Annotated in this window: 14 protein-coding genes; 8 read left to right on the forward strand and 6 right to left on the reverse strand. The window is 57.1% G+C overall.

The annotated features are described in order from the left end of the window. Positions 1-51 precede the first annotated feature (51 nt). Complete coding sequence (locus AC1RTQ_RS08645) at positions 52-498, reverse strand: type II toxin-antitoxin system RatA family toxin (RefSeq protein WP_492875031.1); 447 nt, start codon at positions 496-498, stop codon at positions 52-54. A 1,216-nt stretch (positions 499-1,714) separates the two neighbouring features. Here AC1RTQ_RS08645 and AC1RTQ_RS08650 point away from each other — a divergent pair. The 3 genes from AC1RTQ_RS08650 (at position 1,715) to AC1RTQ_RS08660 (ending at position 5,880) form a co-directional block, all read left to right on the forward strand. Next, on the forward strand, positions 1,715-2,074 hold the full coding sequence (locus AC1RTQ_RS08650) for a DUF2946 family protein (protein ID WP_492875032.1): 360 nt from the start codon (positions 1,715-1,717) through the stop codon (positions 2,072-2,074). Positions 2,075-2,164: 90 nt separating this feature from the next. Further along, on the forward strand, positions 2,165-4,351 hold the full coding sequence (locus AC1RTQ_RS08655) for a TonB-dependent receptor (RefSeq protein WP_492875033.1): 2,187 nt from the start codon (positions 2,165-2,167) through the stop codon (positions 4,349-4,351). Between the two features lie 11 nt (positions 4,352-4,362). Beyond that, positions 4,363-5,880: a PepSY domain-containing protein gene (locus AC1RTQ_RS08660; protein ID WP_492875034.1), complete on the forward strand. Its 1,518-nt coding sequence runs from the start codon at positions 4,363-4,365 to the stop codon at positions 5,878-5,880. Positions 5,881-6,254: 374 nt separating this feature from the next. Here AC1RTQ_RS08660 and AC1RTQ_RS08665 read toward each other — a convergent pair whose 3' ends face one another. Both AC1RTQ_RS08665 and AC1RTQ_RS08670 read right to left on the reverse strand, forming a co-directional pair. Then, positions 6,255-7,457: a GGDEF domain-containing protein gene (locus AC1RTQ_RS08665; protein ID WP_492875035.1), complete on the reverse strand. Its 1,203-nt coding sequence runs from the start codon at positions 7,455-7,457 to the stop codon at positions 6,255-6,257. 339 nt (positions 7,458-7,796) lie between these two features. Beyond that, positions 7,797-8,048, reverse strand: a complete 252-nt coding sequence (locus tag AC1RTQ_RS08670) for a hypothetical protein (RefSeq protein WP_492875036.1) — start codon at positions 8,046-8,048, stop codon at positions 7,797-7,799. A 398-nt stretch (positions 8,049-8,446) separates the two neighbouring features. Here AC1RTQ_RS08670 and AC1RTQ_RS08675 point away from each other — a divergent pair, with 398 nt between their 5' ends. From AC1RTQ_RS08675 to AC1RTQ_RS08685, 3 genes are all read left to right on the forward strand, one after another. Next, entirely contained in the window at positions 8,447-9,310 is an 864-nt protein-coding gene (locus tag AC1RTQ_RS08675) for a DMT family transporter (RefSeq protein WP_492875455.1), read from the forward strand. A gap of 231 nt (positions 9,311-9,541) precedes the next feature. Continuing rightward, on the forward strand, positions 9,542-9,850 hold the full coding sequence (locus AC1RTQ_RS08680) for a hypothetical protein (RefSeq protein WP_492875037.1): 309 nt from the start codon (positions 9,542-9,544) through the stop codon (positions 9,848-9,850). A gap of 473 nt (positions 9,851-10,323) precedes the next feature. Then, a complete protein-coding gene (locus tag AC1RTQ_RS08685; RefSeq protein WP_492875038.1) occupies positions 10,324-10,503 on the forward strand; it encodes a hypothetical protein in 180 nt (59 codons plus the stop codon). A gap of 290 nt (positions 10,504-10,793) precedes the next feature. Here the strand turns inward: AC1RTQ_RS08685 and AC1RTQ_RS08690 are convergent, their stop codons facing one another. Further along, positions 10,794-11,546 (reverse strand): SDR family oxidoreductase, encoded by a 753-nt coding sequence (locus tag AC1RTQ_RS08690; protein WP_492875039.1) that lies wholly within the window; start codon positions 11,544-11,546, stop codon positions 10,794-10,796. A 201-nt stretch (positions 11,547-11,747) separates the two neighbouring features. Next, positions 11,748-11,930, reverse strand: coding sequence for a hypothetical protein (locus tag AC1RTQ_RS08695; protein WP_492875040.1), 183 nt, complete (start codon positions 11,928-11,930; stop codon positions 11,748-11,750). Between the two features lie 286 nt (positions 11,931-12,216). Here AC1RTQ_RS08695 and AC1RTQ_RS08700 point away from each other — a divergent pair, with 286 nt between their 5' ends. Continuing rightward, positions 12,217-12,435, forward strand: a complete 219-nt coding sequence (locus tag AC1RTQ_RS08700; RefSeq protein ID WP_492875041.1) for a DUF7661 family protein — start codon at positions 12,217-12,219, stop codon at positions 12,433-12,435. Between the two features lie 729 nt (positions 12,436-13,164). Here AC1RTQ_RS08700 and AC1RTQ_RS08705 read toward each other — a convergent pair. Beyond that, positions 13,165-13,647: a methyltransferase family protein gene (locus AC1RTQ_RS08705; RefSeq protein WP_492875042.1), complete on the reverse strand. Its 483-nt coding sequence runs from the start codon at positions 13,645-13,647 to the stop codon at positions 13,165-13,167. A gap of 1,079 nt (positions 13,648-14,726) precedes the next feature. Here AC1RTQ_RS08705 and AC1RTQ_RS08710 point away from each other — a divergent pair. Continuing rightward, the gene (locus tag AC1RTQ_RS08710) at positions 14,727-16,370 is read left to right on the forward strand and encodes a ShlB/FhaC/HecB family hemolysin secretion/activation protein (RefSeq protein WP_492875043.1); all 1,644 of its coding nucleotides are present in this window, start codon (positions 14,727-14,729) and stop codon (positions 16,368-16,370) included. Positions 16,371-16,373: the final 3 nt, after the last annotated feature.

Raw genomic sequence — 16,373 nt, forward strand, 5'->3', positions numbered from 1 at the left:
TTGAACTCTTAATCAAGTGATGCGGGGGGGCTGGAGGAAGTCAAATGAGGGCTACTCTATAGCTTGCGCCCACTCCCTGAAAGCATCTAACCGACGCCGCATATCTCTTCGGTAGATCGCGGCGATCAATGGTTCAACGAGCCATCCTAGAAGAGCAGGACGGGCCTTAAAGTTGTAGATAAACAGAACTTCTGTCTTTCCGTCCGGCAGCGGCCTAAAGCGCCACGTTCCACCGAAATTGCTAAGGATCCATGGCCCCGTGGTCATTTGGACAGCGGCGTGCGTAGGGGGACAAAACGATATGTACTTTGATACAAGGACAGAGCCACGTCGATTCTTGCAATGAGACTCGATGCCAACAGCCGCAGTTTCATGCCCCCCAAGGAGGTATGCCTCGCAAAGATATTTATCCCATTCGAGTCTGCGTGTGTAGTCCTGAGAAAGCCAGAAGAGCACATCAGCTGGCTTTGCGATGATGGAGGAAACGGAGACGCGCATATTTTGAGGCCCAATTAGATTCAGACGACAGCTGCCGCTAGCGATGCCTCCCAGTATCTGAGTGGCCTTGAGCTTGGAATTCAGTCCCTGCGGCCGCTTCTGACCGGCACGCGACCGTCTCTGAACGACCCAAAAGAGACATTGGTTAACTGTGGCGTGCAGCTACCTTCCAAAGCTCTAACAAACTCTTGGGGCTTGAGCCAATAATGGCCAAGTCACCTCCATAACAACCGAGGCTTCGGATGTCGCCACTCTGGTTCTTTGCACTCGCAATCTTTTTTGGATATTTGGCCTACGACGCATTTCAGTTTCACCATTCGGTGAATCATCGAGTTTGGGCTGTCTCCCCCGCGTCTGGCAGAGCTGTGGGAGTCGACCCCTTGTCAGTGAGAGAACAAGGGGCTTCACACTCCCACAAGTACACAGGGGCCGAAGGCATTCCAGGCTTGCACTGGGTTTTCTTAGTAATGGCTTTGGCATGTGCCGCTTCGGGCGCATATTTTGGGCTATTCGATTGAAGCGGTGTCAATGTGCCTTGAGCTTCAATGCTGCCACGACATTTGACGAGCTCCGATGACTGCTCATGGCCGGTTGCTGCCGTCGCTGTTCAGCTCTAAGCAGGCGCGGATGAGCACTGGAGCCGTTGCATCCAGTCAACAAAGAACAACAGCCTCAGATTGAAAGCGTCGTTCATTGCCGAGGGCGTTTTCGCATGTTCAAGAAAGAACTCCATGTGTTCGGCCATTTTGGGAAAGCGGCCCGAGAAAAACTTGGCCAAGGAGTGCCCCGAGTGCTTGCAATACACTGTCACGCGCATCGTCAATCAGGTTGATGAACTTCGGTTGTAGAGGTCTGACTGGGAGAGCTTCGATGAAGGTGGGCGCGGTGTCACGCCAGCAGTGACCGGCACCGAGAAGCTGTGCGGAGTTCGACATCTTTTCAGGCAGTGCGGATCGCTTGCGCGCATGTCACGGACACGCCTGCGTGCTCGCCCTGTAAAGCTCAGCCCATGAATGTCTGCCTCTGGGATGCTGGCACGGCCGACTGCTTGGCAGTACAGAAGCTTTGCAACGGTCACCATCGCTCAAAACTGCGATTTTTCTGTTGCGAGCACTTTCGGGGACGCGGCCGCACACGGCAGCATCTCCTCGATAGCGCGACGTAACGAGAAATCGACAACTCTCTGCCTACGTCGCAGGCCTCATAATGCGCAACCATGCAAGCGCTGCGTAACTCCCTGTCACTGACCCGCCTGGTTCTGGCGTGGTTCATGCTGACGTTGAGTATTGCAATGGCTTCGCCCATAGTGCATCCAAAAGCCATCGAGGTAGTCTGCACCTCAAGTGGCAGCATGCAGGTGATCATGCTTGATGAGGACGGCGAGGCCGCGCCAGGGCTGCATCATTCGTTGGACTGTCCCTTGTGTCTGACCATCGCGGCCCCGCCGACCTATTCATCACCGCATCTTGAGCAGCCACAGCCGCTCGGCTTGGCGCTACAGCCTGTAGTTTCAGCGCGCATTGCCGCGCTGGTGGGGGCACCTTTGCCCCCGCGTGGGCCGCCAACGCTCGTGTAAGTCCACTGTGCCGCCAATCGATGGCGGAGACAGCCTATCGCCGTCGGGCCCAGACCTGCACGGCCGATTTCACTTGCACGCAGATAGTTCATGACCCATCCTTTTTATGGCGCGATGCCCAATGGCAACGCGAGTTCTCTTTCGCTCGCCTTCTTTCAACGCAACAGTGTGGCCCTGGCTGTGGCCCATCTTTCATTGGCTGCTCCTCTTGCAGTGGCGAGCTCTGCCTGCTGGGCTCAAACTGACGTCACCCTGGACACGGTTACCGTACGTTCATCGGGGAACATTCCTTTGGAGCGCTCAGTGGGCACCGGCAGCCGGCTCGATCTCAATGCACGCGACACTCCGGCCAGTGTCGAGGTGACCACGCGCGAGCAACTGGAAGCTCGCGGCGACACTTCCCTGGTTGACGCAATCACGCGATCTACCGGCATCACCAGTCTGGGACATCCGGGCAACAGTGGCAGCGCGCTCTCGGCACGAGGTTTTACAGACGCCACCTCGGTCATGCGTCTATACGACGGTACGCGCCAATACGGCGGCGTCGGTGTGAGTTTTCCCTTCGACACCTGGTCTATCGACCGCATAGAAGTGCTGCGCGGACCCGCATCCGTGATCTACGGTGACGGCGCTATTGGTGGCGTGGTCAACGTGATCCCCAAAAAGCCCACGCGTGGGCCTGTTCAAAATGAAGTCCAGGCCACGGTGGGAACCAAAGGCAAACGTGCATTGGCCTTTGGCAGCGGAGGCGCGATCAATGAGCAATGGTCCTATCGACTGGATGTCAGTGGCGATCAATCGGATGGCTGGGTGGATCGTGGCGATTCCAGCAATCGGACGATCTCTGGCGCTTTGCGCTGGGATGTGACACCTGACTTCAACTTGCAACTGTCGCACGCACAGGGCCGGCAAAAGCCAATGCGTTACTTCGGTATACCGCTGATCAACGGAGTACAAGACCCGGCGATCCGAGAGCGCAACTACAACGTTGCCGACAGCCGCATCCAGTTCAAGGATCGTTGGAGCGAACTGGCTGCTCAGTGGGCACCCAGCAGCAATATCGTCGTGCGAAGCAAGCTCTATCACATTGGCAGCGACCGCTATTGGCGCAATGCTGAAGCGTACCGGTACAACGCCACTACGGGATTGATTGATCGCTCTGACAACACCGAGATCGGTCACGACCAGACGCAGACAGGTAACACCACGGATGTGACCTTCCATGGCAGCTTGCTCGGACGTCCAAACCAGCTCTCCCTGGGCTTCGACGTGAACCGAGCATCGTTTCAGCACACCAATAACACTTACACCGGCAGCTCCGGTCCGGTCGATCCCTATAACCCCGTCCCAGGCTACTACAGCAGCTCCGTACCCTTCATTGCGCGCTATCAAAACAAGGCTGAGCAATATGCGCTGTTTGCGGAAGACCGGTTTGAACTGACAGATCGCTGGTCTGTCGTGGCGGGCACGCGCTTCGACCATGCGGACCTATCGCGTCAGGATCTGGTGGCGGGCAATCAGGCTTTCAAACGCAGCTACTCCAACACCGGTTGGCGACTTGGTTCAGTCTACAAGCTAAGTCCTCAGCTATCCCTGTATGCGCAGGCATCCAAGGCCGCAGATCCAGTGAGCGGCCTGCTGATGTTGTCGGCGGCTAATTCCGTCTTCGACGTATCGAGCGGCAAACAGTTTGAGGTCGGTATCAAGCAATCCTTCTGGGGCGGCAAGGGTGACTGGACGCTTGCAGCGTATTCCATCACCAAAAACAACTTATTGACGCGAGACCCTGCAAACCCCGCTTTGCGCATACAGGTTGGCGAACGCTCCTCCAAGGGCATCGAGGGGACCCTGTCGATGCAAGTCAGCAAGGCCGTGCAGATTGATGCCAACTTTGCGCTGCTCAAGGCTCGCTATGACGATTTCAGCGAGTCTGTGGGCGGCATCGCTGTTTCACGCAATGGCAATATTCCCACCGACGTGCCGGAGCGTGTTGCCAATGTCTGGGTGAGCTGGAAAGTTGTGCCTGACTGGACGCTGTCCGGCGGCCTTCGTCATGTGGGCAAGCGCTATGCAGACAATGCGAATACCTTGAAACTGCCTGCCTACACCACGGCAGACCTGGCTCTGCAATGGAAGGCAACCAAAGCCACCACGTTCACGCTGCGCGGCTTCAACATCTTCGACAAGCACTACTTCACGACCTCCTACTACACCAACACGCAGTGGTTCGTCGGGGAAGGGCGGCGTGTTGAGCTGACACTGAATCATCGTTTCTGAACGGGCCGCCGATGTGGACTTCTGCCCATGCCAAACGGCTTGTGTTTCTGGTGCATCGATGGACCGGAGTGGGAGCCTGTGTGCTGATGGCGCTCTGGCTCTTCAGCGGAGTGGTGATGCTCTTTGTCGGCTACCCCAAACTGCAGCCGATCGAGCGTCTGCAGGCATTGCCTTCCCTGAGTCCAGGCCAGACCTACCTGCCTGTTGAGGCAGCTCTGAAGCAAAGCCAGTCTGCTGACAAGGTGCTGCAGATCATGCTCACCACTATTGCGGGCCGCCCCAGCTACCGGCTCAGGCAAGCAGACGGCACGCTGCGAGTGGTGGATGCCGGCACGGGCGTTGTTGTGCCGCCGCCCGACGACGCAGCGGCCTTGCGCAGCGCCCAGGTGTTCCTGTCTGGAGCCAATGGAGTGCTGCAAGGTCGCACGCAAGACGATCGCTGGACGCATTCCCCCTCGCTCGATCCCCATCGGCCTCTCATCAAGGTCCTGATGGATGATTCCGCATCAAGCCTGTTGTACATCTCGTCGACCACCGCCGAGGTGGTCATGGATGTAACACGCCATCAACGCTACTGGAACTACGTGGGTGCCTGGCTTCACTGGGTGTATATGCTGCGTGAGGGCTCCAAGGACCCTGTGTGGAGCTGGCTGGTCATCGCTCTCTCGGCATTGGGAACCGTCTCCACCATTGCCGGTGCCTTGGTGGGCATCTGGCGATGGCGCTTCAGCGGACGCTACAAATCTGGAGCCAAGACCCCGTATCGGGAGTTCCAGATGCGCTGGCATCACATCTCCGGCCTCGTATTTGGAGTGATGATGATCTGCTGGATCTTCAGCGGCCTGATGTCCATGAATCCGCTGGGGATCTTCAGCCCGCAAGGACCTCGTCCCGATCTGCGTGCCTACCAGCATACAAGTGCAGGAAGCAATCCCTTCAGGCTCACCACGCTCGAAGCGCTGACACGGCTCGGTGCGGAGGGGTTTGACACGCGCGAGGTCGAATGGAAAGTGTTGGATGGGCAGCCCTACCTGCTGGCTTTCAATGGAGTGGGGCAGACTCGCGTCCTGTCCGCAAACCTTGCTGCACCGCAGGTAGAGAAGGAACTTGACCGCTCGAGACTAGAGCAGGCGGCGAAGAAGTTGTTCCCTTTTGCCATTCGTTCGACCACGTTGCTGAACGAGTACGACGCCTACTATTACCGCCGGGGTGAGGCCTCGATGTATTCAGCAGCAGCGCGTGGTCTGCCTGTGCTTCGGATGCAGTTTGAAGATCCGGGAAACACTATCGTTTACATCAGCCCGGACTCCGGTGATGTGGTGCTGAGCCTGGACCAAAGGCAGCGTACAGGGCGGTGGCTGTTCAATTTCCTGCACAGTTGGGACCTGCCGTGGATGCTGCGCCACGCTTGGCCGCGTGATGCCATCCTCGTTTTGCTGAGCATCGGTACGTTGGCTCTGGCAATGACCGGCATCGTGCTGGGCTGCAGGAGACTGAAGCTGTTCATCGGACATAGGCACCGATTTTGATCTTGGGGATGGTGCAGTCGAAGCGCATCGCACTACAGCATGGCGCACTACAGCATGTCGCAAGACCTGAGCGAGCTTGCCTTTTGGAGCTTCGGACGCAAGCCAGGCATTGCGGAGCCACCACAACCATCGATAGATAGCCATTGAACAGTCCGTCAGTGATTGCGCGCGCAAACCCGAGCACCTGGTCCTGGGAGACGGCCACGACCACTCGTTGAGATGCTGAGACAAGGCGCTAAAAAATTGGCGCATCCTGAATGCGGCGAGACCATCCATTGGTGGTCAGAAGCTGAAATGCGCTGATGCGGCGTGTGGCGATGGACGGGGATCAAGTGACACCGTTATTCCGAGGGACAAGGAGTCGTCGCGGCAGATCAAGCAGCCATCTTGTCTGGCTGCAGTGTGCTTTCGATCGGTATATCCGGATAGGCCACTCCAGACACATGCACCCGATCACGCCCGGCATTCTTTGCCTGGTAGAGGAGCTGATCCGCTTCCTTAAGGGCCCGCTCAAATTGAAAAGCCTGGGTGATCGATGAAAGCCCAAAGCTCATGGTCATTTTGGAGCCGGATGGAAGAATGTCGTTGCTTGAGCCGATGTCACGCTGGATTTGCCGGACAATGGCTTCGGCATCCTTCAGCGCAATGTTCGTCAGCAAAATCACAAACTCTTCACCGCCAAATCGGGCGACAAGGTCGTGTTCTCGCATATTGCGTTGCAAAATCGCCGAGACAAGCTGCAGCACCTTGTCGCCACGCTCGTGGCCCCAGGCGTCGTTGATGCGTTTGAAGTGATCTATATCGCAGGCCAGCACAGCCATGGGATAGAGCCTCAGGTCATCAAGACGCTTCTGGGCGTATTCCTGAAAGGAGCGGCGATTCAGTATCTGCGTCAAAGCATCAAAGTCACGTTCCATGCGCAGCTTGACAACCGTTTCCTTCACGGCTATCGCGGTCATCACCACGGTGAAGAGCAGCGAAAAGTTCAGAATGCTCAGCAGCGTCAGGATCCAATAGGGCGAGCTTGGCAGGGAACGGAGATCGGAATATCCCAGCAACCAGATCAAGACGGGTCGAGTGAAGGTGTAGGCGGTGAAGAGGATGCTCAGCCAGAGCAGCGATTGATCGAGCCAGTCAAATGAGTTTTTCTTCGAGCGGACCTGCAAGATGGGGAGCAGTAAAACAAGACCGGAACCAACACTGAAAGAGCTCACCCGAGCCCAGACATTCGGCTCGACCCGGCTGAATTGATAAAGAGCAGCCAGGGTGACTATGGCGATGAGCAATGCTGCATGCGGTTGGGTGGATACACGCCAGCGCTCGGCCCAGCTTCGGGCAAGACACCACGCACTCAGCAGGTAGAAGCTGCCGATGAGCAGGGCGTAGCGGTTGAGTTCTTCGAGAGGGAGCAGGCTTTGCGCTCCGAGAGGCAGTGCTGTGAGTGAATAGGCGCAAGATTGCCAAAGCAGAAAGCGCTGTGATCGTTGGACAAGCCAGGCAACGATCAATATGGCAGCCAGAACCAGTATCGCCAGCGACGGCGTCAGAACCAAGATGAAGTCATTGTTCGAGAACATCTGACCAGAGCCTCCTCGATCAAAGATCGAAACGGAGCAGCATTGCCTGTTCCTGGATTGCAAAGCGACAACCAGCAGTCAGCATTCATACATCCTTGCGTGCGATCTCACAAGTCCTTGCCATGCCTTGTGTCTGATCTACGTCACCCGGATTCGCATATGAGCAAACCGGCAAGTCCGCTCGGGCGATGCCGGTGTTCAAGCTCCTGTCCTTGGAATCGTCGTCTGCCTTGCGGCTTGGGAAGATGGCTTGACGCCGTGGCCCATCCAGCCAGCATCATGCAAGCCGCCAAAGAAAAAGCCCGCGTCATGGCGGGCAGGTCTTTGTTGTGCAACAAGTCAAGAGCGCAAGTTGAAGGTCTTCGAATATCTGTCCAGGTGCTCCAGCAGACGCTCGTAGAGCTCATCTGTCGCCATCGAGTTCAAGACCTCCGCCTTGATCTCCTCGGCGCGTTGGCTGAAGTTGTGCTGCAGATTGCTTTTTTTGGTGTTATCCAGCGTATCGATCAGGGCAATGAGAAGTGCCTCCTGCGCCATGATCTGGCATTTCATCATCCTCAGCTGGGCGCTTTGATTGCCTAGGAACTCCATCCAACCCTTCCTCTTTCATGATGCATGTCAAGTTTGAGGAATTATGGTGACTCTAGCTGTCGCGGAAATTTCACCTCCCTCGTTCTCAGAGCCACAGAAAGTGCCCGGAAGTGTGCAATTGATGCACAGAGGTCGTGGTTTGGCTTGATTCCTGAATCCGAACGTCAGGTCGGTTGCTTTGACGATCGGGGCTTTTGCTCTTCAAGACACCTCGTGAAGCTGATGGCGCCTGCTGCACCCACCCGCGTTCTTCCAGTCTGCTGAGCTGAAGCTCCGATCCCCTGGCACAGGACAGGCGCTGGCAGCAAGGCGGGGCTATCTCCATCCAGACAGCAGTTGCTTGGTTACGGGCGGATGACATGGAAAAATACCGGGGTTGGTCCATCTACGAGGTTGTGATGCCGTTGTTTCACACCACTGTGTTGACTGGTCTGGCGATGCTGGCCTTTGCCGGCAACTCGCTGTTGTGCCGCCTTGCGCTCCAATCTCACTCCATTGATGCCGCGAGCTTTACGGCAGTGCGCCTGGCTTCAGGTGCGGCAATGCTGGCGCTGGTCGTGAGCCTGAAGCGCGCTCCCTCTACTGGGGTTGGCAACTGGACGTCGGCGGGCTTGTTGTTCGCTTATGCGGCATTGTTCTCCTTCGCCTATGGGAGTCTGTCGGCCGGTGTCGGTGCCTTGCTGCTTTTCGGCGCGGTGCAGGCAACGATGGTGGGTGTGGGCCTTTGTCGCGGCGAGACACTCGCACCCCGGCAATGGAGCGGATTGGCGCTGGCTTTCGGCGGCCTGGTAGTGTTGCTGCGACCCGGACTCTCGGCTCCGCCCCTGGGGGCGGCTTTGCTCATGCTCCTGGCAGGGGTTGCCTGGGGGCTGTATTCCTTGCTCGGCAAGGGCGCAACCGATCCGGTTGGCGTGACGGCAGGCAATTTTTTACGGACGGTACCGCTTGCGCTGCTGATGCCCGTGCTGGTGCAGGGGCAAGCCTCATTGAGCACGGCGGGATTGATGTATGCGCTGTGCTCCGGGATGCTGACTTCCGGGTTGGGCTACGTCGCATGGTATGCGGTGCTACCTCGGCTGAAGGCGGGGGCTGCTGCATCCATACAGCTGAGCGTTCCCTTGCTGGCCGCCATCGGTGCCGTTTCCCTGTTGGGAGAGCCCTGGACCATGCGGCTGACTCTGGCTGGAGCCGCCATACTGGGTGGTATCTCATTGGTTGTGGTGACCCGGTCTGGCGGCAGGCCTGCCGTGGCGACAGAGTAGTTGCGCAATCTTTTTTCCGAAAGCCTTCCAGGAGCCCGGGAGAACAGTGCTTCCAGCATCTTTGCACTGCTGCGAATGTCACGAGTTTGAATGCTGGGGCTGGTCAATGCAGGCGCTGTTCGATGCAGAGGCTCCTATGCGTGAGCCTGCCGCTGTGCCGAAGAACATCGCTTTACACAGGTATCCGTCGGCAGGAATAGGCTGTCAATGCCACTTGTAGAAAGGGCTGCCATGAAAGAGCTAATTGCACTGACTGCGTTTGCCTTGATATTGACCGGATGCGTAATGCAGAGGCCGGTCAATGGGCAAGGAGTGGATCCAGGTTCCCGCCCGGTCGAGAAGAATGCGGATCAGGATCTTCGAAACAACGATATTCAACAGCGGGATCGCTCGATCGATTTTGAAAACGACTGGGACCGGGATCACCTTCGTGATCGCGGAAACGAGGGCCATGAAAATCAAGGCAGCCTGTGGCCGTGGCCGGGCTCCGGATTGAGTGGCGGGCGCACCTATCCGGGAGGCCAAAGCTGGGGCTATTAGCGCAGCGTCACGCGTCGACCTTCACGCAGCACTGCAGCACTGTAGTGCTGCTATTCGGCAACCGGGCACGCATGCCCGGGCAGTTGAACCCATTGCGCAGTGCCTTTGCTGGGGCGGTGCACAGCTGCCATCCTCCATAGCTGCGCAGACCAGGCAGAAGCTGCAAAAGCAGGCCTGCTTGCCGTCAAGCGGCCATTTGGCCGTTTGCATGCATTCCTCGGATGCAACCGGTGCACCCTCGCCAGGTGGCGGACGTTGTGGAGCATGTCAAAAGACAACTCCTCGAGATGTCGGCAGTTGTCTGCACAAAGCCGGGCTTACACATTGAAAACCCGAGCGATGCTGGTACGTCTAGACTTCGCGCATGAAGAAACTGTTTGGAGTCTCTGCGCTCGTCTTGCTTTTGTCGGGTTGTTACGCGGCAGGCCCTGGATACAGCTACGGGTATAGCGATACCTACATCTATCAGCCTTATGGCGGCTCCTACTATTACGGGCGTCCTGCATACAGGCCTGGGTACAACCACCATCATCACGCGCACCGTCCACCGCATCACAGGCCGCATCCAGGCCACGGAGGGCATGGGAATCACCGTCCACCGCATGGAGGCCATCGCCCAGGTGGCGGTCAAGGGCACGGACATCGCTGAATGACAGGCCTCGACTGGCGCGCTCGAGCGAAGGCTGAGAACCAGATAACGTCGCGGTTTGCCAGATAAGGGGCAGCGAGCCAGTACGTCCGGGCTGACGCAACATGCTGCGTCACCTGGTGTGACTGCATGCGCCAACGACACGAATTCCACGTCGAGCCGTTCACTGCTGCCAGTTCAGGACCATTCCCGAACAGAGAGGCCAGCGAGGGCGGCCGCTGCCGCGTTGCCTCAAGCGCAAGGACATATGAAAGCCCGCACCAGAGGGCTGGTCGTGCTTGGGCGGCAGCCCGGTCAGAGGTTGCCGCCCGATATCTCGATCAGGCTACCAGTGGTGTATGGCGACTCGTCCGAGATGAGCCATACGATTGCATTGGCAACCTCCAGAGCCGTTCCTCCGCGCTTCATGGGAACGCCAGCCGCCAGGCGCTGAACCCGGTCCGGCTGCCCCCCGCTGGCATGAATATCCGTTTCAATGAGACCGGGGCGGACAGCGTTGACGCGGATGCCTTCCGCAGCCACTTCCTTGGCCAGCCCCAGAGTCATCACATCCACAGCCCCCTTGGATGCCGCGTAGTCGACATACTGGCGTGGCGCGCCAAGTCTTGCCGCGATGCTGGACACATTCACGATGGCTCCACCGTGGCCGCCATTGGCAGTGCTCATGCGAAGCACCGCTTCGCGAGCGCAGAGAAAAGCGCCTATGGTGTTGATGCGAAACATTCGCTCAAGGCGCTGCGAACTGAACTCGGCCAGCGTCTGTGCCGTGTCCACAATACCTGCGTTGTTGACCAAGGCGTCCAGGCGCCCGAACTGCACATCCGCCACGGCAAAAAGACGGCGAATCTGCTCTTCGCAGCCCATATCCGCCTGAATGGCCATGGCGTGCCTGCCCATTTCCTTTATTTGCGAGACAACCGCATCGGCTGCCGTCTGGTCTGTATTGAAGCTGAGCAGTACATCCCAGCCTGCAGCTGCTGCTTGCAGGGCGGTGGCTGCACCAATGCCTCGACTGCCTCCGGTGATGAGCACAACTTTGTTTTTCATGGGGCTCCTGGGTGATCCATTCGATTCTGCTGCGAGTCTCGTCCCCAGCTTCACGGTTCTCGATTCATCTTATCGCTGCTCTTTCACTTCGGCCTAGGCTTGATCCGGCCCGGTGCACATGCTTTTGTATCTCAAGGCAACAAAAAACCACCTGTCGAGGTGGCTGAAAACCAATCGCAAGGCTGGATTCAGGAGACAGGGCTACCAATGTCGGTAGTTGTGGCGCATGCGCAGCAGTCTTTCTTCCTCCTGCTTCTTTTCCATGTCTGTGGGCTCTTGCGGGTCTAGTTGGGGCGGCGCAGGGAAATCCTTGTCCATGGAGAACAGCTCCTTGGTGGCTTCCCAGAACTTCTGGATTGGCGGGGGAATACGGCTATCTGGCATATAGACCTCCAGTCCTGGATGACGAATCAAGATCGATCGCCGAGAGCCACAGTACTCTTTTTAATAACCTTGAAGCCTTATCCAATAAGTAAAACGTCAGCTTTGGTGCATAAACGGGAAGGGTGCGAATGCCAGGAAACACTGCGATGCCCCCCTCTCCATCGGCTCTGACAAGGCTTCTGGCGGATGGCTCTTGACGCACAGGTTCGGCAATTCAGGAGCCATAGGTTGTTCGAGACTGGCGAGCAGATGCGGCTAGCATGCAAGGCTCAACAGTGGAGCAGCGATGGAAAAGTACCGATTCAACGTGTTTGGCGACATCCTGGCCATAGAGCGCCGCAACTCGGGATGGCACTGCTTTGCGGTTGGACTCGATGGAAAGCTTGGCCCGGTGGATCTGGCCGTCCCTCCTGAGATCACTTATGAGGAGCTGCCCCAATACCTCTACGACATCTACCATGAGAGTGCGGCATTGTCAGATGGCGATATCTTCGAGATATCCTGAGTCTCACCGAATGCTGCCCGCAGCTTGCCTGAGATCGATGGTGCTGCTACCCACTGTGTCTATGACTCATTCGCCAATCTGTTTGGCACCGACTTCATCACTGCAAGGAGATGGCCGCCATGACTCTTCAGAAGAACCCGCTCAAAGAGCCGGAACCCAAGCCCGACCCGATTGATCCTCCCAATGATCAACCGCCTGCAGAGCTGCCGGGCGATCCGATAGAGCAGCCCAATGTGTAGCGGCTAAAGCCCGCGAAGTGCAAGCTGTCTTCATTTGCTGGCGAGCATCCGAAGTGGGACCATGACTGCATCGAAGCACTCAAGGAGAGCGACGATGTCTACTCTCATGATTCAACTGATTGGTCTGCAACTGGTCGTCTTGCTGGTGGCATGGGTCATTTACGAAGTCAGAGACGATTGGACGTAAAAAACCGGCTGCAGCAAGCCTTTGCCGCTCGCTCAAGTCTCTTGCTGGTGATCGCGGGGCAAAGAAACAGGTGGGCAAGTGTGGCCTATGCGCCCCCGCTGATCTGTCCGTGGCTGGCATTGATGCCCTGCAATCTCTGGATAACCGGCCTGAATGGAGGTTTGGGCCTCGCCAACATCGATACAGCCAAGGAGCTTGCCTGAGGCTTGCCTGACTTTGTCTATCGGCTTGCAAGGCAGCAGTGCACGGCGCCGAGTGAGTAGTCAATACCGGCCGGCGTGGCCCGGGCCGGCTTGAATCCTTCTATAGCCAGCGTCGTACCTGCCGGCAATAGGCCGCGAACAAAGCTCCAAATCGCGCCTGCAGCGCTCTTTCCTCCGGTCGTATCTGGAAGTGCTGAAGGTAGGCCATGAACAGCGGCACAAGGAGCAATCCTGATAGCTTGCCCAAATACATGCCGAGTGCCAGCAATAAAAGCGCAAAGCCCAGATACATCGGATTGCGTGTCACCCGATAGATCCCGCTGACCACCAGCGTTGTCGATGCTGCCGGGGTGATGGGGTTCACCGTGGTTTGGGCACGCTGAAAAGCCCAGACATCGGCGAGGCAGAACACTGCGCCCAGTGCGGCGAGCATGAGGGCCGCTATCCATGAAGCAGTGAACCTGATCGGCCGGATATCGGGCAGAAGCCACATTGCCACGGCAAACACAGCGAACAGGGCCATCGGCGGCACCCGCAGCATGAGTGAAAAGGATCTGTTGTGCGGTGGAGGTTGAGAAGTCATGCATGCAAGCCTAAAGCTTCAAGTGACTTCATGGTCAATCATGTGCTGCTGCATGCCCTGGCGGGATGAACTGGCGGTATGAACTGGCGGTATGCCACGCCGTTGAATGCAAGCGGGGTTATGAATCCTGATCTCCTGATGCTCAAGAAAATCCCGCTATATCAATGGCTTGCATGAGAAAAGATCCAAGTGCTGCACATCAGTGCAAGGCGTGCCTCTATTCCCGATCAAGGCTCAAAAAGGCCGTTTTCCGCACTCCCTCTGACTGCAGTGCATCAGCTTTGAGGATGCGAAGAGACAGCGTAAATGTGCCCATGACGTCAAACCTGCTGTCTGCGTTCTTTGGGGGGCTTCTTGTCTCGCTGGAATTATCGAGGTGCTTGCAGATCAGGACGATAAGCGCGAATGCTTCGAACCTGACATTCGGTTTTTGCCGGCGTATGAACGATATCGCCGAGTCTCCTGCTCCGAAAAATAAGAATTTTCTTATCCCCATCACTGACTGCTTTGATTAGCATGTTGTCCGTCGTCTGATGCTTTCTTGGGCCCATCGCCATATTTCGTCGGTGATCGCCCAGAGCGCCTTCTGATTTTGTCTTGCCTTGATAGCTGGGGGCGATTGATATCCCGTTTCCATATCCGTGCAAGAGTGCATTGACTTGCATGACATCGTTGGCGAGGGAGGGCATCGCGGCCGAGTGCCTCAGTCCGGAGCCAGGTTTTCAAGGCGTTTGGCTGCAGGTGGAGAAATCCAGATTTCGCCGTTGGCGAAGCTACTTCTCGATCAAATAAAAAATTTACGGGGGCAAATGAGATTTCACATATGGCCTAGTCTCGCAAAGCAGTGAAAGCTCTTTCTACTGCATTGGAGGTAATTCACTGCAGAAAACTTGTTATGCGTTAAATATTCTGCTTTTGTAACTTTTATATGATGGTCATCAGCCATAAACCTGGCTGTTTTCATACGGAAAATGATGACACAAAAAATAAGTAGGTCTTTTATGAGGGAGGCAGCGCCTGGCAAGCGTTTTCAATTGACGGCACTATTTGCTGCCGTACTAAGCTTTGCAGCTCCTGCTTTGGCGCAGCTATCCGGTGCTGCCATCGAGCAGCAGCAGTTGCAACGACAGCAAGAGCGTGAACGGGAGCTGCGTGAGCGCATGGCGCCCAATGCAGATACCTTGCAGCCGCGCACCAAGGCAATCGAGCTGGAGATGCCCAAGAGCGAGACTCCCTGCTTTGCGCTGCACACCCTTGAATTGACAGGAGAAAAACTCGAGCAAGTCCCGTGGCTCAAGGCGGCAGCGGGTATTGATCTGAGTGCCAGGCCTTGCGTTGGGGCGAAGGGTGTCGAGGTCATATTGGCCCGGCTGCAGCAGGCAGTGCTTGAGCATGGCTACGTGACCTCCCGGGTCATGGTGGTGCCGCAGAACCTTCAGGGCGGTGTGCTGACCGTTGCTTTTATTCCCGGCGTTCTCAAGTCCATCCGATTTACCCCGGACAGCACGGGAGACACCTCGCTTATTGCAGCGCTGCCGTCCAAACCTGGCGAGCTGCTGCAACTGCGTGATATTGAGCAAGGTTTGGAAAACCTCAAGCGTGTTCCAACGGCAGATGCCGATATTCAAATCACTCCCGCCGAAGGCCCGGATACCGAACCCGGCCAAAGTGATTTGATGATTACCTATAAGAAATTAAACCCGCTGCGCTTTAACGTCGCCCTGGATAATGGCGGCACCAAATCCACCGGCAAAGTCCAAGGCACGGGTACCGTGTCCTGGGATAACCCGCTGGGCCTGAATGATCTGATGTATTTCAGCTTCGGCGGGGGTATGGGCAATGGTGGCAACCGTGGCACTGAGACCCGTGCAGCGCAGTATTCCGTGCCTTTTGGGTACTGGCTGGCAGCCCTGTCCGGCTCCTATAACAAGTACCACCAAGGCGTGGCCGGTGCCTATCAAAACTACACCTACAGCGGCGAATCTAGCAACCTGGATCTCAAGCTAAGCCGCGTAGTGTTTCGCAATGCCTCCTCGAAAACAACGGTTGGCATCAAGGCGTTCCAGCGGACCTCCAACAACTACATCGACGATGTGGAAATCGATGTCCAGCGCAGGCGCACCTCGGGCTTTGAGCTGAGCCTTAATCAGCGCAGCTATCTGGGCAATGCCATCCTGGATGCCAACCTGGCCTACAAGCGAGGCACAGGCGCTTTTGCGGCCTTGCGCGCGCCAGAGGAGCCCTTTGGTGAAGGCACTTCGCGCATGAAGCTCTTCATCGCCGATCTGGCATTGTCCAAGCCCTTCGAGCTGGGCGGCACCAAACTCAGATTCAGCAGCAACTGGCATGGCCAGTGGAACAAGACCCCGCTGACGCCACAAGACCGCATCGGCATTGGTGGCCGTTACACCGTACGGGGCTTCGATGGAGAAAGCACCTTGCTGGCAGAGCGGGGCTGGTACTGGCGCAACGAACTCAGCACCCCATTGAATCTGGGCGCTGCGGGCAATGCCGAGGCCTTTGTGGGCCTGGACACCGGCCATGTCAGCGGGCCTTCTGCAAAGTACCTGGTGGGCCAGTCATTGACCGGCGCGGCCATCGGCCTGCGCGGGGCCTGGCGCAACCTCTCCTATGAAGTCTTTGTGGCAACGCCTGTCAAAAAGCCGGAGCACTTCCGAACCTCCCACACCAACCTGGCTCTGAGCCTGGCCTACAGTTTCTGAGGC

The organism is Comamonas sp. GW821-FHT11H03, assembly GCF_058807955.1.